Genomic DNA, 19,933 nt, shown 5'->3' with positions numbered 1-19,933 from the left:
GAGGTCACTGTGACGGGCGTGGTCGCAGTGTCCGATGAGTCGTCGGCTACGCGGTGCTCACCACGCCGAGCTCCGCCGGGTCGGCCAGGTACTGGGAGTGCGGCAGGACGCGCACCGTGTAACCGAAGGCGCCCGTCCGCTCCAGGGGCAGGGTGGCGGTGAACCAGTGCCGGGAGCCGTCGGTGTGCTCGTGGCTCATCGGCACCGTCGTCACCTCGTGCAGCCCGTCGGCGTCGTCCACCCGGCCGTAGGCGGCCTGGACCTCGACGTCGGACGGCGTCAGCCCGGGCAGCTCGACCTCCGCCCGCAGCGCCAGGCTCGACCCGATCTCCGGGGTGTCCCCCGCGCCGGTCGTCTCGACGTGGGCGACCCGCACGTCGTGCCAGTGCGACAGCAGGTGCGACCGCCACGAGGCCTCGGTGCGCGCCGGCGCGTAGCCGTCCGCGGCCATGGCCCGGGCGGAGCCGGCGGCCGGGACGTAGAGGTCGCGGACGTAGTCACGGACCATCCGGGTGGCCAGCACCTTGGGGCCGGTCTCGCGCAGGGTGTGCCGCACCATCTCGACCCACCGCCCGGGGATCCCGGCGTGGTCGGTCTCGTAGAACCGCGGCAGCACCTGGGTCTCGAGCAGCTCGTAGATCGCCCGGGCCTCGACCTCGTCGCGGCGGTCGGGATCGGCCACGCCGTCGGCCGTGGGGATGGCCCAGCCGTTCTGGCCGTCGAACCACTCGTCCCACCAGCCGTCGCGGATGGAGAGGTTGAGCCCGCCGTTCAGCGCCGCCTTCATGCCCGAGGTGCCGCAGGCCTCCAGCGGGCGCAGCGGGTTGTTCAGCCAGACGTCGCAGCCCCAGTACAGGTAGCGCGCCATGCCGATGTCGTAGCCGGGCAGGAACGCGATGCGGTGCCGGATCTCCGGGTCGTCGGCGAAGGCGACCATCTGCTGGATCAGCCCCTTGCCGCCGTCGTCGGCCGGGTGGCTCTTGCCGGCGATCACCAGCTGGAGCGGCCGCTGCGGGTCCAGCAGCAGCGCCTTCAGCCGCTCGGGGTCGCGCAGCATGAGGGTGAGCCGCTTGTAGGAGGGCACCCGGCGGGCGAAGCCGATGGTCAGCACGTCGGGGTCGAAGGCGCTGTCGGTCCAGCCGACCTCCGCCTCGGTGGCCCCGCGCGACAGCGCGGTCTCCCGGATGCGCCGGCGCACCTCGTCGACGAGGCGGGCCCGCAGCGCCCGCCGGGTGTTCCACAGGTCGGCGGCGGGGATGCGGTCCACGCCGTCGAAGTGGACGTCGCCCTCGACGTCGACCGTGTCGCCCTGGCTCGAGGTCTGGGTGCCCATCTCGACCAGCTCGCGGGCGGTCCAGGTGGGGGCGTGCACGCCGTTGGTGATCGAGCCGATGGGCACGTCCCGCTCGTCGAAGCCCGGCCACAGGTCGTTGAACATCCCGCGGCTGACGTGCCCGTGCAGCTGGCTGACGCCGTTGGCGCGCTGGCCGAGCCGCAGCCCCATGTGGGCCATGTTGAACTTCGCCGGGTCGTTCTCGGCCCCCAGCGGCAGCAGCTGGTCCATGAGCACGCCGAAGCCGGTGAAGTAGCGCTCGATGAGGGCCTTCGGGAAGCGGTCGATGCCCGCCGGCACCGGCGTGTGCGTGGTGAACACCGTGCCCGCGCGGACGGCCTGCAGCGCCTCGGCGAAGGTCAGCCCGTGCGCCTCGGTCAGCTCGCGGATGCGCTCGACGCCCTGGAAGCCGGCGTGGCCCTCGTTGGCGTGGAACACCTCCGGCTGCGCGGTGCCGGTCAGCGAGCAGTACGCGCGCAGCGCGCGGACCCCGCCGATGCCCAGCAGCATCTCCTGCCGGAGGCGGTGGTCCTCGTCCCCGCCGTACAGCCGGTCGGTGACCAGGCGCTCGGCGGGTGAGTTCTCCTCGATGTCGCTGTCGAGCAGCAGCAGCGAGACCCGGCCGACCTGGGCGCGCCAGACGTGCGCGTGCAGGGTGCGGCCCTCGGGCAGCGGCACGGTGATGACGACGGCGGAGCCGTCGGCCTGGCGCAGCAGCTTGATCGGCAGACCGTGCGGGTCCAGCGAGGGGTAGTGCTCCAGCTGCCAGCCGTCGGCCGACAGGCCCTGGCTGAAGTAGCCGGCCCGGTAGAGCAGGCCCACGCCGATCAGCGGGACGCCGAGGTCCGAGGCGGCCTTGAGGTGGTCACCGGCCAGGATGCCCAGGCCGCCGGAGTACTGCGGCAGCACCTCGCTGATGCCGAACTCGGCCGAGAAGTAGGCGATCGTCGCGGGCGCCTCGGCCCCCAGCGACTGGTACCAGCGCGGGGTGGCCAGGTACTCCTGCAGGTCGTCGACGGCGTCGGTGAGCCGGCGCACGAAGCGGCGGTCCTTCGCCAGCGCCGCCAGCCGCTCGGCCGACACCTCGCCCAGCGCGCGCACCGGGTCACCCCCGCAGCGCTGCCACAGCTCGGCGTCGAGGGTCTCGAACAGGTCCCGGGTCTCCGCGTGCCACGACCAGCGGAGGTTCATCACCAACTGGGACAGCGGCAGGAGGGGCTCGGGCAGAGCCGCGCGGACGGTGAACCTACGGAGAGCGCGCACCGGACGAGACTAACCAGCTCCGGGCCCGCCGTCAGGGCCTCGCGCGGACCTTCCCGCGACCGGCCCCACGGCCCCCGCCAGCCCCAACGGGTGATGCGGGAGAGGCGCGTCGGTGGCCGAGATGCTGCTGGGGCGGTGGGTCGATAGCGTGGACGGGATGAATGGCCGCGCTGACCTCCGCCTCGGCATCACCGATGTCGCCCCTGTCGTGTCCTGCGGGTCCTTCTCGGCCCGCGCCGTCGTCGGGGAACACCTGCCGATCACCGCCACCGTCTTCCGCGAGGGCCACGACGCCGTCGCGGCCAACGTCGTCTGGACCGCCCCCGGCGCCGACGACTCGACCGGCCCGTTCCTGCGGATGGCGAAGCTCCCCCCGGAGCCCGACCGCTGGATCACCGGGGTCGTGCCCGACCGGGAGGGCCGCTGGAGCTTCTGCGTCGAGGCGTGGAGCGACCCGCTGGCCACCTGGAAGCACGCCGTCGAGGTCAAGGTCGAGGCCGGCCAGGGGGCCGACGAGCTGGCCAACGACCTCGAGGAGGGCGCCCGGCTGCTCGACCGCGTCGCCGCCGACGCCGACGCCGACTGGCGGGACCGCGTCACCGCGGCGGCGCAGGCCCTGCGCGACTCCTCCCAGGAGCTGACCGTCCGGATCGCCCCGGCGCTGGCGTCGGGCCTGCAGAAGTACCTGCACGAGCACCCGGTGCGGGAGCTGGTCACCCGCTCCCCCCGCTACGAGGTGTGGGTGGACCGCAGGGAGGCCCTCTACGGGTCCTGGTACGAGTTCTTCCCGCGGTCGGAGGGGCCGGTCGTGGCCGGGCAGCCGACGCACGGCACGTTCACCACTGCCGGCGACCGGCTGCCGGCCATCGCCGAGATGGGCTTCGACGTCGTCTACCTGCCGCCGATCCACCCGATCGGCCGGGTCAACCGCAAGGGCCCGAACTCCAGCCAGTTCCCCGGCGGCAACCCGCACGACATCGGCCCGGACGAGGTCGGCTCGCCCTGGGCCATCGGCAGCGCCGAGGGCGGCCACGACGCCGTGCACCCGGACCTCGGCACGATGGACGACTTCACCGCGTTCGTCGCCCGCACCCGCGAGCTCGGCATGGAGGTGGCGCTGGACCTCGCGCTGCAGGCCGCGCCGGACCACCCCTGGGTCGCCGAGCACCCGGAGTGGTTCACCACCAAGCCCGACGGCACGATCGCCTACGCGGAGAACCCGCCGAAGAAGTACCAGGACATATACCCGGTCAACTTCGACAACGACCCCGAGGGCATCTACGCCGAGGTGCTGCGGGTCGTGCGGGTGTGGATGGACGCCGGCGTCCGGATCTTCCGCGTCGACAACCCGCACACCAAGCCGCTGAACTTCTGGCACTGGCTGATCTGGGAGGTCAAGAAGACCGACCCGGACGTGCTGTTCCTCGCCGAGGCGTTCACCCGGCCGGCGATGATGCACCAGCTGGCCCGGATCGGGTTCACGCAGTCCTACACCTACTTCACCTGGCGCACCGAGCGGCAGGAGCTGGAGGAGTACGGGCAGGAGCTGGCCGCCAACAGCCACTACATGCGGCCCAACTTCTTCGTGAACACCCCGGACATCCTCCACGAGTCGCTGCAGTTCGGCGGCCCGCCGATGTTCAAGATCCGCGCCGTGCTCGCCTCGATGCTGAGCCCCACCTGGGGCGTCTACTCCGGCTTCGAGCTCTTCGAGCACGTGGCGGTGAAGCCGGGCAGCGAGGAGTACCTCGAGAGCGAGAAGTACTCCCTGCGCCCGCGCGACTGGGCCGGCGCCGAGGCCTCCGGCCGGAGCCTGGCGCCGTACCTGCGCCGGCTCAACGAGGTGCGGCGGGCGCACCCGGCGCTGCAGCAGCTGCGCACGCTGCGCTTCCACCAGGTCGACAACCCGAACCTGCTCTGCTTCACCAAGACCGACCCCGGCTCGGCCGACGCCGTCCTCGTCGTCGTCAACCTGTCCAGCCGGGACACCCAGATCGGGACGACGGCGCTGGACCTGCCGACCCTCGGCCTGGACTGGCACGAGCGCTTCGCGGTCACCGACGAGCTCACCGGCGCCTCCTACGACTGGGGTCAGTTCAACTACGTGGAGCTCGACCCCCACCGGGAGCCGGCGCACGTCTTCGCGGTCACCTTCCCGCGGCCCGTGCAGTTCCCCCCGCCGGTCAGCTGACCGGCGCTTCCCGACCGCACCTCCGACCCCCGAACGAGGCATTGGCGTCGATGAGCGTTCCCGTCCCCGACTCCCGCAGCAGCAACCACTCCCCTCTCCCGCCACCGGGCACCGACCCCGAGTGGTACAAGCGCGCGGTCTTCTACGAGGTCCTGGTCCGGGGCTTCGCCGACAGCAACGCCGACGGCGTCGGCGACCTGCGCGGCATGATCGACAAGCTGGACTACCTGCAGTGGCTCGGCGTCGACTGCCTGTGGCTGCCGCCGTTCTTCGCCTCGCCGCTGCGCGACGGCGGCTACGACGTCAGCGACTACACCGCGGTCCTGCCCGAGTTCGGTGACATCCAGGACTTCCACGAGTTCCTCGATGCGGCCCACGCGCGCGGCATGCGCGTGATCATCGACTTCGTCATGAACCACACCTCGGACCAGCACCCCTGGTTCCAGGCCAGCCGCAGCGACCCCGAGGGCCCCTACGGCGACTTCTACGTGTGGGCCGACGACGACACCGGCTACGCCGACGCGCGGATCATCTTCGTCGACACCGAGAGCTCCAACTGGACCTTCGACCCGGTGCGCAAGCAGTACTTCTGGCACCGGTTCTTCTCCCACCAGCCCGACCTGAACTTCGAGAACCCGAAGGTGCAGGAGGCGATCATCGACGCCCTGCGCTTCTGGCTCGACCTCGGCATCGACGGCTTCCGGCTCGACGCCGTGCCCTACCTCTTCGAGGAGGAGGGCACCAACTGCGAGAACCTGCCGCGCACCCACGAGTTCCTCAAGCACGTGCGCAAGGTGGTCGACGCCGACTACCCCGACACGGTGCTGCTGTGCGAGGCCAACCAGTGGCCGGCCGACGTCGTCGAGTACTTCGGCGAGAACGGCGACGAGTGCCAGATGGCGTTCCACTTCCCGGTCATGCCGCGCCTGTTCATGGCGGTGCGCCGGGAGCAGCGCTTCCCGATCTCGGAGATCATGGCCCAGACGCCGGACATCCCCGACAACTGCCAGTGGGGCGTCTTCCTCCGCAACCACGACGAGCTGACGCTCGAGATGGTGACCGACGAGGAACGCGACTACATGTGGGACGAGTACGCCAAGGACCCCCGCATGAAGGCCAACATCGGCATCCGCCGGCGGCTGGCCCCGCTGCTGGACAACGACGTCAACACCCTCGAGCTGTTCAACGCCCTGCTGCTGTCGCTGCCCGGCTCGCCGGTCCTGTACTACGGCGACGAGATCGGCATGGGCGACAACATCTGGCTCGGTGACCGCGACGGCGTCCGCACGCCGATGCAGTGGACCCCCGACCGGAACGGCGGGTTCTCCAGCGCCGACCCGCAGCGGATGTACCTGCCGTTGAACCAGGACCCCGTCTACGGCTATCAGGTCACCAACGTGGAGTCGCAGTTCCGGAACACGAACTCGCTGCTGCAGTGGGTGCGCCGGATGATCCAGGTCCGGGGCCAGCACCCCACGTTCGGGCTGGGCAGCTACGCCGAGATCGGCTCCCGCAACCCCACGGTGCTGTCGTTCGTCCGCGAGTTCGGCGACGACGTCGTGCTGTGCGTCAACAACCTGTCCCGGTTCCCCCAGCCGGTGGAGCTGGACCTGCGCCGGTTCGAGGGCTACACGCCGGTCGAGCTCACCGGCCGGGTGGAGTTCCCGCAGATCGGCGTCCTGCCGTACATGCTGACCCTCGCCGGGCACGGCTTCTACTGGTTCGAGCTCTCCAAGCCGACCGAGCCGGCCCCTGACGAGCACGAGGACTGGGCCAGCGCCACCTCCAGCGCGGTGGCCGACTCCCTGCTGGCCGCGGGCGTGGTCAGCGCCGCCGACGAGGCGGCCGACGACTCCGGAGGTCCCCGATGAACGCACTGACCGACCTGTTCCGCGAGTGGATCCCGACGCAGCGGTGGTTCGGCGGCAAGGGCCGCGAGTGGGCCGCCGTCTCCGAGGACGGGTTCTTCCTCGACCGCGGCAACCCGGTCCTCTCCGTGCACCGGGTGCGGATCGAGTACACCGACGGCGGGCGCGACACCTACCTCGTGCCGCTCTCCTGGCGCGACCAGCAGGCCGAGGGGCTGGAGTCGGCCTACGTCGGCGCGGTCGCCAACGAGGGTCGGGAGACCTACGCCTACGACGCGATGCGCGACCGCGACGCCACCGCGCCGTGGCTGATCCACCTGGCCCAGGGCTCGTCGGTCGGCCCGATGCACTTCTCCCCCGCCGGGGAGGGGGACATCCCGGAGGGGCTGCCCGGGGACATCGTCTCCACCGAGCAGAGCAACACCTCGCTGGTCTACGGCCAGGAGGCGATCCTCAAGCTGTTCCGGCGGCTGGAGCCCGGCCTCAACCCCGACGTCGAGATCCACGCGGCGCTGCGCCGGACGGACAACGAGCACATCGCCCCGCTGCTGGGGCACGTCGAGATCGACGGCGCGGGCGGCGACGAGCCGGCGACGGTGGCGATGCTGCAGACGTTCGTGCCCAACGCCAGCGACGGCTGGCGGCTGGCCACGGCCAGCGTCCGGGACCTCTACGCCGAGGGCGACCTGCACGCCGACGAGGTGGGCGGCGACTTCGCCGCCGACAGCGAGCGGCTGGGAGCGGCCACGGCGTCCGTGCACGCCGACATGGCGAAGGTGCTGCCCACCGAGGAGGCCCCGGCCGACTGGTACGCCACGGTCGCCCGCCAGATGTCCGAGCGGCTGGACGCGGCGATCGAGATCGTGCCGCAGCTCGCCGAGCACGCCGACGCGCTCCGCGCGGTGTACGCCGCGGTCGCCGACAGCGGCGAGCCGGTCGTGCGCCAGCGGGTGCACGGCGACCTCCACCTGGGGCAGGTCCTGCGCACCGCCACGGGCTGGATCATCCTGGACTTCGAGGGCGAGCCCGCCCGCCCCCTCGCCGCCCGCCGGGAGCTGGACAGCCCGCTGCGCGACGTCGCCGGCATGCTGCGGAGCTTCGACTACGCCGCGCGGCACCTGCTCGTCGAGCAGCCGGAGGACTCGCAGCGGGAGTACCGCGCCCAGGAGTGGGCAGCGCGCAACCGGGCCGCTTTCTGCTCCGGCTACTCGGGGGCCGGCGACGTGGACCCGTGCGGGGATTCACCACTCCTTCGGGCGTTCGAGGCCGACAAGGCGGTTTACGAATGCGTCTACGAGGCGAGGAACCGTCCGCACTGGCTGATGATCCCGCTCCAGTCGATCGCCCGGCTCGCCGGTCGTGACTGAGCTACCGAACCGACGGACCAGAGCACCGAGACGGACGAGGACGGCGAGACGATGACGACCGACGACCGAGGGGAGAGCCCCGTGGCCGGCAAGGACGATCTGCAGCGCGCCGTGGAGGAGAAGGTGGCCGAGGCCGAGGCCAACGCCGCGGGCCCGGTGGTCAACGCCGAGCCGGCGAAGAAGCCGGCCCGGCGCACCACCGCCAAGAAGACGACCTCCGGCGCCGGCAGCGACGGCGCCGACACGCCACCGGCGAAGAAGGCCGCGGCGGCGAAGACCCCGGCCAGGAAGGCGGCGGCGAAGAAGGCGGCCACCGGCACCGGGCCGACAGCCGCGAAGCGGTCCGCGGCAAAGCAGGCCGCGGCCGCTCCCACGGCCACCGAGGCGACGCCCGAGCCCGGCGGCGACGACACCGAGACCACGGCCAACCCGGTGGTGGCTCCCGCGCCGATCGCCCAGCCCGGCTCCCCGTCGGGCGCGCCGGCCGGCCAACCGGAGGCGCCGGACCCCGACCCGACCACGCCGCCCACCCCCCAGGCGCCCGACGACCAGGCCTCCGACGGGTCGGCGGAGCCGGCCGCCCCGGTAGGCCCGGCCGACGACGCCCCCGCCCCGGCGACCGCGCCCGCCGGGGCCTCCGGCCTGTCCGGCGGCACCACCGCCGGTGCGGCCGAGGACGCCGAGATCCAGACCGTCACCGACGAGGACCTGCGGGCGATCGTCGAGGGCTGGTCGCGCGACCCGCACCGCGTCCTCGGCGCCCACCGCACCGACGACGGCTGGGCGGTGCGCACCCTGCGCCCGGACGCCGTCGCGGTGGCCGTCCTGGACGAGGACGGCAGCCGCTACGACGCCACCCAGCTGCACGACGGGGGCATCTACGAGGCGGCCCTCCCCCGCCAGCCGGGTGACTACCGCGTCGAGGTCGGCTACGGCGACGGCCAGGGCGGCACCACCACGCACACCGTCGACGACCCCTTCCGCTGGCTGCCCACGCTGGGCCCGATCGACGAGCACCTCATCCGCGAGGGACGCCACGAGCGGCTCTGGGAAGTGCTCGGCGCGCACGTCCGCCGGTACGAGACGGTGGGGGGCACCGTCGAGGGCGTCTCCTTCGCCGTCTGGGCCCCCAACGCCCGCGGCGTCAAGGTGACCGGCGACTTCGACTACTGGCAGGCGCGCGCCTACCCGATGCGGCTGCTGGGCTCCTCCGGCGTCTGGGAGATCTTCATCCCCGGCGCGCAGGTCGGCACCCGATACCGGTACCACGTCCTCGGCGCCGACGGCACGTGGCGCGAGAAGTCCGACCCGCTGGCGTTCGCCACCGAGGTGCCGCCGCTGAACGCCTCCGTGGTCGCGGAGTCGAGCTACGAGTGGCAGGACGACGCCTGGGTCGCCAGCCGCGCCGAGGCCGGCTGGCACCAGCGGCCGATGAGCGTCTACGAGGTGCACGCGGGCTCGTGGCGGCAGGGGCTGTCCTACCGCGAGCTCGCCGACGAGCTGGTCGACTACGTCGTCTCCGCCGGCTTCACCCACATCGAGTTCATGCCGCTGGCCGAGCACCCCTTCGGCGGCTCCTGGGGTTACCAGGTCACCTCCTACTTCGCGCCCACGTCGCGCTTCGGCAGCCCCGACGACCTGCGCTACCTGATCGACCGCGCCCACCGGGCCGGGATCGGCGTCATCGTCGACTGGGTGCCCGCCCACTTCCCCAAGGACGACTGGGCGCTGGCCCGCTTCGACGGCACGCCGCTGTACGAGCACGGCGACCCGCGCCGTGGCGAGCAGCTGGACTGGGGCACCTACGTCTTCGACTTCGGCCGCTCCGAGGTCCGCAACTTCCTGGTCGCCAACGCGCTGTTCTGGGCCAAGGAGTTCCACGTCGACGGCATCCGCGTGGACGCGGTGGCCTCGATGCTCTACCTGGACTACTCCCGCGACGAGTGGCTGCCGAACAAGTACGGCGGCCGGGAGAACCTGGAGGCGGTGGCCTTCCTCCAGGAGTTCAACGCCACCGTCTACCGCGAGGTCCCCGGCGTGGTGACCATCGCCGAGGAGTCCACCGCCTGGCCGGGGGTCACCCGGCCGACGCACCTGGGCGGCCTGGGCTTCGGCTTCAAGTGGAACATGGGCTGGATGCACGACTCGCTCGCCTACGTCGAGCGGGAGCCGGTGCACCGCAGCTACCACCACGGCCAGCTCACGTTCTCGATGCACTACGCCTACAGCGAGAACTACGTCCTGCCGATCAGCCACGACGAGGTCGTGTACGGCAAGGGCTCGATGCTGCGGAAGATGCCCGGCGACCGGTGGCAGCAGCTCGCCAACCTGCGCGCCTACCTGGCCTACATGTGGGCCCACCCCGGCAAGCAGCTGCTCTTCATGGGCTCGGAGTTCGCCCAGGACTCCGAGTGGGCCGAGAGCCGGTCGCTGGACTGGTGGCACCTCGACGACCCGGCCCACCGCGGCGTGCTCGCGCTGGTCAGCGACCTCAACGGCCGGTACAAGGAGCTCGACGCCCTCTGGTCCCTCGACGTCGACCCGGCGGGGTTCCAGTGGATCGACGCCAACGACGCGTCGGGCAACGTGCTGTCGTTCCTGCGCTACGGGGCGGCGCCCAGGGCCGCGGTCGGCGCCGCCGGCACCGAGGCGGAGGACCCCTCCGGACCGGTTGCGACCCAGGGCTCGGCGCTGGCCTGCGTGGTCAACTTCGCCGGCTCGCCCCACCACGAGTACCGCATCGGCCTGCCCCGGCCCGGCCAGTGGCGTGAGGTGCTCAACTCCGACGCCGAGGGCTACGGCGGGTCGGGCGTCGGCAACTACGGCGGCGTGGAGGCCGTGGCCGAGCCCTGGCACGGCCAGCCCTACTCGGCGACCATCTCCGCCCCGCCGCTGGGCACCGTCTGGTTCCTGCACGAGGGCTGACCGCCCCTCCCACCACCCGGCTCCGCCGCTCCGGCGGAGCCGGGTGGTGCCCGCTCCCCAGGGCACCAGGCATGCTGTGCGGCGCGCGTCCGCTCGGGCGGGCACCCCGCCGGGCACGTGGAGGACCGCCGGATGAGACGGCTGCTGCACCGGGTGGCCCCCGTGGTCGTCGCCGGACTGGTGCTGACCGGCTGCGCCGTCGACACCGTCCGCGGCCAGGCCTCCCCCGGCAGCGCTGAGCCGGTCGACGTCGCCGCCGAGGACTTCCCGATCACCGGGGTCAGCGACGAGCCCATCGACCAGTTCGCCCGCAACGCGCTGGCCGACCTGGAGACGTTCTGGACCCAGGCGTACCCGGATCACTTCGGCGAGGAGTACACCCCGCTCGCCGGCGGCTACTTCTCGGTCGACTCGGCGGACCTCGACGAGGGCGCCTACCCGGAGACCGGCATCGGCTGCGCGGACTCGTCCACCGTGCCCCAGGTCGTGGCGGGCAACGCCTTCTACGACCCCGCCTGCGACGTCATCGCCTACGACCGGTCGCTGCTCCAGGAGCTCTCCGACGACTACGGCCGCTTCCTGGTGCCCGTGGTGATGGCGCACGAGTTCGGCCACGCCATGCAGGGCCGGTTCGGCTTCGCCGAGTCCGGCCGCAGCATCCAGGACGAGACCCAGGCCGACTGCCTGGCCGGGGCGTGGACGCGCTGGGTCGCCGACGGGGAGGCCGCCCACCTCTCCCTGCGCGAGCCCGAGCTCGACGACGTCGTCCGCGGCTTCCTGCTGCTGCGCGACGACGTCGGCAGCGATCCTGACGACGTCGAGGCGCACGGCTCCTACTTCGACCGGGTGTCGGCGTTCTACGACGGCTTCGACACCGGGCTGGGCACCTGCCGGGACGACTTCGGGGTGGACCGGCTGTTCACCGCCGCGGAGTTCCTGCCGACCGACGTCAACCAGGGCAACGCGCGGTTCGACGACATCGTCACCTGGGTCGGCACGACGCTGCCCGCCTTCTGGGGCGACGTGTTCCCCACCGCGTTCGGCCGCGAGTTCCAGCCGCCGGAGGTCGCCGGGTTCGACGGGGACGCCCCGGACTGCGCGGGTCTCGACGACCGGGACCTCGGCTACTGCCGGGACGACCGGACGGTGTACATCGACGAGAGCGACCTCGCCGTGCCGGCCTACGACGAGATCGGCGACTTCGCGCTGGCCACCGCCATGGCCCTGCCCTACGCCCTGGCGGTGCGCGACCAGGCGGGGCTGTCGGTCGACGACGGCGCCGCCACGCGATCGGCGGTCTGCCTCACCGGCTGGTACGAGGCCCAGTGGCACAACGACGCCTTCGGCGACCTGCTCGAGGCGGAGATCAGCCCGGGCGACCTCGACGAGGCCGTGCAGTTCCTCCTGCAGTACGGCGTCGACGACCAGGTGTTCCCCAACGTGGACGCGTCCGGCTTCGAGCTGGTGGGCGCGTTCCGCACCGGCTTCCTCTACGGCGGGGAGGCCTGCGACCTCGGCCGCTGACCGCCGCGCCGGTCAGAACAGCGCGGCGGTGAGCTGGCGGCGGGCCTGGTTGACCCGCGGGTCCTGGTCGCCGACCACGGCGAAGAGCTCGACCAGGTGCACGCGTGCCGCGTCCCGGTCCTCCCCGGCGGTGCGGCGGACGACGTCGAGCAGCCGGTCGAAGGCGGCCTCGATGTTCCCGGTGCCGAGCAGGAAGTCCGCGGCGCGGGTCTGCGCGCTCACGTCGTCGGGGGCGGCGTCGGCGGCGGCCAGCGCGTCGGGCCCCGCATCCTCGGCCCGCCGGAAGAGCTGCACCTGGCGCAGCGCCAGCGACGCGTCGGGGTGCTCGGGCTCCTCGGCGAGGATCGCCTGGTACGCGGCCTCGGCGGCCGCGAGATCACCGCGCTCCAGCGCCGCCTCGGCGGCGTCCAGGCGCGGGTCCTCCGCCTCCTCGGGCGCGGCGCCACCGGGCACCGCCCCACCGGTGGTGGCCTGCACCAGCTCGGTGACGAACTGGCGCGCCTGCTCCTCCGGGATCGCGCCGGTGAACTCGGCCACCAGCTGCCCCTGCCAGACGGCCTTGACGGCGGGGATGCCCTGCACCCGCAGCCCCTGGGCCAGCGCCGGGTTGGCCTCCACGTCGACCTTGGCCAGCACCCAGGAGCCGCCGCCCTCGACGGCCAGCGCCTCGAGCACCGGGGAGAGCTGCTTGCACGGCCCGCACCACTCGGCCCACAGGTCGAGCACCACCGGCACCTGGAACGACCGGTCGAGGACCTCGGCCTGGAAGGTCGCCTCGGTGACGTCGACGACGGCGCCTCCGGGAGCACCGGCCGGGGCGTCGCCGCTCGGCGGCGGGGCCGCCTGCGCCCGTGCGGCCGCCTCGGACCGGGCCTTCACCGCGGCGAGGTCGACCGCTCCGGCCATCGTGGCCGCCATCTGGGCCTGCTGTGCCTGGGCGCGCGGGTCGGGTCGTCCGGGACGGGTGGGCTGCATGCCGCCATGATCCCACCGCGGGTCGGGGCGTGCCGGGGCCGGGGCCGGGGCCTCGCCCCACACCCCGAGCCGGCGGGGGGTGCTGTCAGAAACGCGCGGGCTCGGTGTACTGGCCCCACTCGGCGCGCAGCGCGTCGCAGATCTCGCCGAGGGTGGCCTCGGCGCGGACCGCGTCGAGCATGGCCGGCACCATGTTGGCCTCGGTCCGGGCCACCTCGACCATCCGGGCGACGGCGGCGCGGGCGGCGTCGTCGTCGCGCTGCTGCCGGCGCTGCGCGAGCTCGGCGTTCTGGTCGATCTCCACCTGGTGGCTGACCCGCAGGATCTCCAGCTTGTCGTGCGCGTCGACCGACCCGGCCAGCGTGTTCACCCCGACGACCTTCTTGTCGCCCTTCTCCAGGGCCCGCTGGTAGACGAAGGCCGCCTCGGCGATCTCCCCGGTGAACCAGCCGTCCTCGATGCCGCGCAGGATCCCCGACGTCATCGTGCCGTCGGCGCTCATGTCCTTGATGCGGGCGAAGATCTCCTCGGCCTGGCGCTCGATGTCGTCGGTGAGCGCCTCGACGTACCAGGAGCCGCCCAGCGGGTCGGCCACGTTGGCCACCCCGGTCTCCTCGGCGATGACCTGCTGGGTGCGCAGCGCGATCTGCGCCGCCTTCGCGCTGGGCAGCGCGAGCACCTCGTCGAGGGCGTTGGTGTGCAGGCTCTGGGTGCCGCCGAGGACGGCGGCCAGCGCCTCGACCGCCGTCCGGGTGATGTTGTTGTCCGGCTGCTGCGCGGTGAGGCTGACCCCCGCCGTCTGGGTGTGGAACCGCAGCTGCTGGGCCTTCTCCGTCGTCGCCCCGTAGACGTCGCGCAGCCAGCGGGCCCAGATCCGGCGGGCGGCGCGGAACTTGGCGATCTCCTCGAAGAAGTCGATGTGCGCGTCGAAGAAGAAGGACAGCCCGGGCGCGAACTGCTCGACGTCCAGGCCGCGGGAGAGCCCGAGCTCCACGTAGGCGAAGCCGTCGGCCAGCGTGTAGGCCAGTTCCTGCGCGGCGGTCGAGCCGGCCTCGCGGATGTGGTAGCCCGAGACGCTGATCGGCTTGTACGCCGGGATCTCCGCGGCGCAGTACTCCATCAGGTCACCGATCAGGCGCAGGTGCGGCTCGGGCGGGAAGAGCCACTCCTTCTGCGCGATGTACTCCTTGAAGATGTCGGTCTGCAGCGTGCCGTTGAGCTTCGCGAGGTCGGCGCCCTGGCGCTCGGCCGCGACCAGGTACATGCAGAACACCGGGACGGCGGGACCGCTGATGGTCATCGACGTCGTCGTCGCCTCGAGGTCGATGCCGTCGAAGAGCTCGTCCATGTCGACGGCGGTGTCCACGGCGACCCCGCAGTGACCGACCTCGCCGAGCGCGCGGGGGTCGTCGGAGTCACGGCCCATGAGGGTGGGCATGTCGAACGCGACCGAGAGCCCGCCGCCGCCCTCGGCCAGGATCATCTTGTAGCGCTCGTTGGTCTGCCGGGCGTTGCCGAAGCCGGCGAACTGGCGGATCGTCCAGGCCCGCCCGCGGTAGCCGGTGGCGTGCAGCCCCCGGGTGAAGGGGAACTCCCCCGGGTAGCCGATCCGCTCGAAGCCCTCGACCGCGGTCTCGTCGGCCGGGCCGTAGACCGGGTCGACCTCGACGCCCGACAGGGTGGTGAAGTCGGCGTCGCGGACCTTCCCGCCCGCCAGCGCCGCGTCGTACCGCTGCTGCCACCGCTGCCGTGCGTCTTGTCCCATGCCTGGATAGTAGGACGTCCAACTATCATGTGTCGACCGTCACGCGGTCGATCCCCCGGCGACGTCCCCGGCGCCCAACCGCACCGTGCGCAGCGTCGTGAACAGCTGCTCCCGCTCCGGCTCGGAGAGCTCGGCCAGCCCGAAGTCCAGCGCGGTGAGCGCCGCCGTCGCCGCCTCCACCACCACCCGCCCGCGCTCGGTGATCGCGGCCAGCACGCCCCGCCCGTCGGCCGGGTTCGGCCGCCGGTCGACGTAGCCGGCGGCGACCAGCCGGTCGATCGCGTTGGTGACGCTGGTCGGGTGCACCATCAGCCGGCTGCCGATGACCTTCAGCGGCAGCTCCCCGCTGCGGCTGAAGGTGAGCAGCACGAGCACCTCGTACCGGGCGAAGGTCAGCCCGTGCGGCCGGAGCACCCCGTCGAAGCGGGCGAGCAGGATCTGCTGCACCCGGAAGACCGACGTCGCCGCGCGCATGGCCGACGCCGGCCCGAAGCGCTGCTCCCACGTCTCCCCCGCCCGCTCGATCGGGTCGAAGGGCAACCCCAGCGGTCGGACCATGCGCGGAACGCTACCGGGACCCCCGCCGAACCCGATGTCACGCTGGTCGGTCTCGCTGCACCGGTTGACGACCCGGCGTGGCATCGGCAGCCGAGGTCACCACTGCAGGCCGACGACGGGTGAGAACGCAGGTGCTGCATCGGCGTCTCCGGGCAGCGGCCGGTTGCGGGGACGACCGGGGTCAGCGGAGGGCGGGCCGCAGGGGTGGGAGGTGCCGGACGCCGAACACCTCGCGCAGCGCGACCTGCGCGGCGTTGTCGCCGCACGCGCCGTGCACCGCCGGCCCGGGCGGGGTCGCCGCCGACGCGAGGTAGACCCCCTTCACCGGCGTCTTGTACGTGTTCCACCGGGGCACCGGGCGGGCCAGCATCTGCCACAGCGTCGCCTGCCCGTTGGAGATGTCCCCGCCGAGGTTGCTGGGGTTCCACGCCTCCATCGCCACCGCGTTCTTCGTGTACCGCTCGAGCACCGTGTCGCGGAACCCGGGGGCGAACCGCTCGATCTGCCGCTCGATCGCGTCGGTCATGTCCACCTCGGAGCCGTGCGGCACGTGCACGTAGGCCCAGAAGATGTGCCCGCCGTCCGGCGCCCGGGTGGGGTCGGGCACCGTCGGCTGCACCGCGAGCACGTACGGGCGGTCGGTGATCTCCCCGCGGTTCGGCGCCCGCTCGCCCGCGATGGTCTCCTCCAGGTCGCCGGCGACGTGGATGGTGCCGGCCCGCCGCACGTCGGCGTTGGTCCAGGGCACCGGCTCGGACAGGATCCAGTCGATCTTGAACACGCCCGCGCCGTGGCGGTACCGGGAGACCCAGCGGCGGTAACCCTCGTGCACCCGGTCGCCGGCCATCCCGACGAAGGCCTCGGGCGTGGTGTCCAGCAGCACGGCCGGGACGCCGTCGAACTCGCGCAGGTCGGTGACGTGGTGGCCCGTGACCACCTCGCCGCCCTGTTCCTCCAGCGCGGTCACCATCGCGTCGGCCAGCCTCTGCGACCCGCCCTCGATCAGCGGCCACCCGACGTGGTGCGACAGCATCGACAGCAGCATGCCCAGTGCCGAGGTGAGCGGCTGGCTGAGGTCGAGCATGCCGTGGGCGGCTGCACCGCCGAGCAGCGCGCGGGCCTCCTCGGTGTCGAAGTAGCGCTCCGCCAGCCACCGCACGTTGGGCAGGCCGGCCAGGCCGAACTGGGCGATCTGCGGCACGCTGCGCGTGGGCAGGCGGCGCAGCCGGCTGGTCAGGAAGAAGTCGACGACGTCGGTGCCGTGCTCCACCAGCGGCCCGAACAGCCGGCGGTATGCGTCGGCGTCCTCGCCCAGCCCCACCGCGGTCTCCTCCAGCGACCGGACCGATACCGCCGCGCGCCCGTCGTCCAGCGGGTGGGCGAAGTTGACCTCCGGGTGCACCAGGCGCACGCCGCGGCTCGCCAGGTCGAACTCCCGGAAGAACGGCGCCGCGGCGGCCATCGGCTGCACGATCGAGCAGACGTCGTGGTGGTAGCCGGGGCGCATGAGCTCCTCGGTGCGCATCCCGCCCCCGGGCCGCTCCGCCGCCTCCACCACCTGCACGCGGAGGCCGGCGGCGGACAGGCGCAGCGCCGCCGCCAGCCCGTTGGGTCCTGCTCCGACGACGACGGCGTCCGCCTTGCCGTTCACTGCCGTAGTCCGTTCACCCGTCCATCCTGGCTGCCCCGGGCGCGACCTGCGCGGTCAGCGCTACAACTGGCCGAGCAGCTCGTCGGCCGCGCGGTACGGGTCGGTCCCACCGTCGACCACCGCGTCGGCGAGCGCGCCCAGGGCGGCCGATCCGCGCACGTCGCCCATCCGCGCCCGCAGCGTCGCCAGCGCGATCGCCTCGATCTCTCGGGCGGCCCGCTCGCTGCGCCGCCGGTGCCCCTCGCCGGAGGCCTCCAGCCACTGCCGGTGCTCCTCGATCTTCGCCAGCACGTCGTCGACCCCGTTGTCGGTGTCCCGGGCGGCGACCGTGCGGCAGATGGGCGGGCGCCAGTGACCGGCCTCGGAGTGCCGCCCGCCGAGGGAGAGCATGTAGCGCAGGTCGCGCACGGTCTGGTCCGCGCCGTCCCGGTCGGCCTTGTTGACGACGAAGACGTCGGCGACCTCGAGGATCCCGGCCTTCGCCGCCTGGATGCCGTCGCCCATCCCGGGGGCGACGAGGACCAGCGTCGTGTCGGCCAGCGAGGCGATCTCCAGCTCCGACTGCCCGACGCCGACGGTCTCGATCAGCACCACGTCGCAGCCGGCCGCGTCCAGCACCCGCAGCGCCTGCGGGGTGGCCCACGAGAGCCCGCCGAGGTGGCCGCGGGAGGCCATCGACCGGATGAAGACGCCGCCGTCCCCCGCGTGGTCCTGCATCCGGACCCGGTCACCGAGCAGGGCGCCACCGGAGAAGGGGGACGACGGGTCGACCGCGAGCACGCCGACCCGCTTGCCCGCCTGCCGCAGGGCCCGGACCAGCGCCGTGGTCGACGTCGACTTGCCCACGCCCGGGGAGCCGGTCAGCCCGATGACCTGGGCCCGGCCGGTGTGCGGGGCCAGCGCCGCGGCGACCTCGCGCAGCGCGGGGCTGGCGTCCTCCACCAGCGAGATCAGCCGGGCCACCGAGCGCGCGTCGCCCTCGCGGGCCCGGGCGACGAGGGCCGGGACGTCGGCGGCGCGGCGGGAGCGGCGGGTGGACCCCTGCCCGGTCGGTCGGGCAGGGGCGTCCGTCTGTACCGCGGTGCCGTCCGAGGTCACGCCTTCGCGGGGACGTGCAGGATCAGCGCGTCGCCCTGGCCACCGCCGCCGCACAGCGCGGCGGCGCCGACGCCACCGCCCCGGCGGCGCAGCTCCAGCGCGACGTCGAGGACGACGCGTGCACCGCTCATGCCGACCGGGTGGCCCAGCGCGATGGCGCCGCCGTTGGGGTTGACCTTCTCGGGGTCGATGCCCAGCTCACGGGTGGCGACGATGCCGACGGCGGCGAACGCCTCGTTGAACTCGACGACGTCGAGCTCCTTCGGGTCGAGGCCCTCGCGCTCGCAGGCCTTCTTCACCGCACCCGCCGGCTGGCTCTGCAGGGTGGCGTCCGGCCCGGCGACGACGCCGTGCGCACCGATCTCGGCGATCGGGGTGATGCCGAGCTCGGCCGCCTTCGCGGCGCTCATGACCACCACGGCGCACGCGCCGTCGGAGATCTGCGAGGCGGTGCCGGCGGTGATCGTGCCGTCCTTCGCAAAGGCCGGCTTCAGCTTGGCGAGGCTCGCCGCGGTGGTGTCGGGACGGATGCCCTCGTCGTCGGTGAACTCGATCGGGTCGCCCTTGCGCTGCGGGATGAGCACCGGGGTGATCGCCTCGGCGAAGATGCCGTCCTTGTGCGCCCGGGCGGCCTTCTGGTGGCTAGCGGCGGCGAACTCGTCCTGCTCCTCGCGGGTCAGGTCGTAGCGGGAGTTGGCCCGCTCGGTCAGCTCGCCCATCGCGACCTGGTCGAAGGTGTCGGAGAGCCCGTCGTGGGCCATGGAGTCGACGAGCGTGGTGTCGCCGTACTTGGTGCCGGTGCGCGAGTTGGCGAGCAGGTGCGGGGCCTGGGTCATCGACTCCATGCCGCCGGCGACGACGACGTCGTACTCGCCGGCGCGGATCAGCTGGTCGGCCATCGCGATCGCGCTGAGGCCGGAGAGGCAGACCTTGTTGATCGTGAGCGAGGGCACCGACATCGGGATGCCACCGGCGACCGCGGCCGGGCGGGCCGGGTTCTGGCCGGCGCCGGCCTGGATGACCTGGCCCATGATCACGTAGTCGACCTGGTCGCCGGAGATGCCGGCCCGCTCGAGGGCGGCCTTGATGGCGACGCCGCCCAGGTCGGCCGCGGAGAAGTCCTTGAGCGAGCCGAGCAGCCGTCCCATCGGGGTACGGGCGCCGCTGACGATGACCGAGCGGGACATGCTGCCTCCAGGGGCGGGCCGCCGCCGGTGGCGACCTCGTTGTCGGGACGCACCGCGCTCGGCCGCGACCGGGCAACGGTCGCGACCAGGCACGGCGCCGGGCCTTCCCGGAAGGATAGGACGGCCGCCCGGGGTCCGGCAGGGGCACTCGTGTGGTCGCCGTCACGCGGCGAGGGTGAGGCGCACCACACGGACCTGTCGTCTCAGACGTCTTACCGGCATCATGCC

12 protein-coding genes are annotated in these 19,933 nt (G+C 72.9%); 5 read left to right on the top strand and 7 right to left on the bottom strand.

The genetic code is table 11. The features are described 5' to 3' along the window. Nucleotides 1-46: 46 nt before the first annotated feature. Complete coding sequence (glgP, locus tag O2W17_RS14575; protein WP_269193139.1) at nucleotides 47-2,596, bottom strand: alpha-glucan family phosphorylase; 2,550 nt, start codon at nucleotides 2,594-2,596, stop codon at nucleotides 47-49. 157 nt (nucleotides 2,597-2,753) lie between these two features. Here glgP and O2W17_RS14570 point away from each other — a divergent pair, with 157 nt between their 5' ends. The 5 genes from O2W17_RS14570 to O2W17_RS14550 all read left to right on the top strand — a co-directional run bounded on the left by O2W17_RS14570 (nucleotide 2,754) and on the right by O2W17_RS14550 (nucleotide 12,471). Beyond that, nucleotides 2,754-4,787: an alpha-1,4-glucan--maltose-1-phosphate maltosyltransferase gene (locus tag O2W17_RS14570; protein WP_269193138.1), complete on the top strand. Its 2,034-nt coding sequence runs from the start codon at nucleotides 2,754-2,756 to the stop codon at nucleotides 4,785-4,787. 50 nt (nucleotides 4,788-4,837) lie between these two features. Continuing rightward, nucleotides 4,838-6,658, top strand: a complete 1,821-nt coding sequence (treS, locus tag O2W17_RS14565; protein WP_269193137.1) for a maltose alpha-D-glucosyltransferase — start codon at nucleotides 4,838-4,840, stop codon at nucleotides 6,656-6,658. Then, nucleotides 6,655-8,022, top strand: coding sequence for a maltokinase N-terminal cap-like domain-containing protein (locus O2W17_RS14560; protein ID WP_269193136.1), 1,368 nt, complete (start codon nucleotides 6,655-6,657; stop codon nucleotides 8,020-8,022). The genes treS and O2W17_RS14560 overlap by 4 nt, the downstream gene beginning before the upstream one ends. Nucleotides 8,023-8,073: 51 nt before the next feature. After that, the gene (gene glgB, locus O2W17_RS14555) at nucleotides 8,074-10,947 is read left to right on the top strand and encodes a 1,4-alpha-glucan branching protein GlgB (RefSeq protein ID WP_269193135.1); all 2,874 of its coding nucleotides are present in this window, start codon (nucleotides 8,074-8,076) and stop codon (nucleotides 10,945-10,947) included. A 132-nt stretch (nucleotides 10,948-11,079) separates the two neighbouring features. After that, nucleotides 11,080-12,471, top strand: coding sequence for a neutral zinc metallopeptidase (locus tag O2W17_RS14550; RefSeq protein ID WP_269193134.1), 1,392 nt, complete (start codon nucleotides 11,080-11,082; stop codon nucleotides 12,469-12,471). A 12-nt stretch (nucleotides 12,472-12,483) separates the two neighbouring features. Here the strand turns inward: O2W17_RS14550 and O2W17_RS14545 are convergent, their stop codons facing one another. From O2W17_RS14545 to O2W17_RS14520, 6 genes are all read right to left on the bottom strand, one after another. Next, complete coding sequence (locus tag O2W17_RS14545; protein ID WP_269193133.1) at nucleotides 12,484-13,446, bottom strand: tetratricopeptide repeat protein; 963 nt, start codon at nucleotides 13,444-13,446, stop codon at nucleotides 12,484-12,486. 85 nt (nucleotides 13,447-13,531) lie between these two features. Next, nucleotides 13,532-15,211, bottom strand: a complete 1,680-nt coding sequence (locus O2W17_RS14540) for an acyl-CoA mutase large subunit family protein (protein ID WP_269193132.1) — start codon at nucleotides 15,209-15,211, stop codon at nucleotides 13,532-13,534. A gap of 39 nt (nucleotides 15,212-15,250) precedes the next feature. Continuing rightward, entirely contained in the window at nucleotides 15,251-15,769 is a 519-nt protein-coding gene (locus O2W17_RS14535; RefSeq protein WP_269193131.1) for a MarR family winged helix-turn-helix transcriptional regulator, read from the bottom strand. Between the two features lie 181 nt (nucleotides 15,770-15,950). Further along, a complete protein-coding gene (locus O2W17_RS14530; RefSeq protein ID WP_269193130.1) occupies nucleotides 15,951-17,420 on the bottom strand; it encodes a phytoene desaturase family protein in 1,470 nt (489 codons plus the stop codon). 60 nt (nucleotides 17,421-17,480) lie between these two features. Further along, nucleotides 17,481-18,518, bottom strand: a complete 1,038-nt coding sequence (meaB, locus tag O2W17_RS14525) for a methylmalonyl Co-A mutase-associated GTPase MeaB (protein ID WP_269193129.1) — start codon at nucleotides 18,516-18,518, stop codon at nucleotides 17,481-17,483. Next, the gene (locus O2W17_RS14520; protein WP_269193128.1) at nucleotides 18,515-19,705 is read right to left on the bottom strand and encodes an acetyl-CoA C-acetyltransferase; all 1,191 of its coding nucleotides are present in this window, start codon (nucleotides 19,703-19,705) and stop codon (nucleotides 18,515-18,517) included. Before O2W17_RS14520 ends, meaB begins: the two co-directional genes overlap by 4 nt. Between the last annotated feature and the right edge of the window lie 228 nt (nucleotides 19,706-19,933).

Source organism: Blastococcus sp. VKM Ac-2987 (assembly GCF_026967805.1).
GTDB lineage: Bacteria > Actinomycetota > Actinomycetes > Mycobacteriales > Geodermatophilaceae > Blastococcus.
Note: the sequence above shows the minus strand (reverse complement) of the source record. Positions and strands in the feature narration are given on the sequence as shown.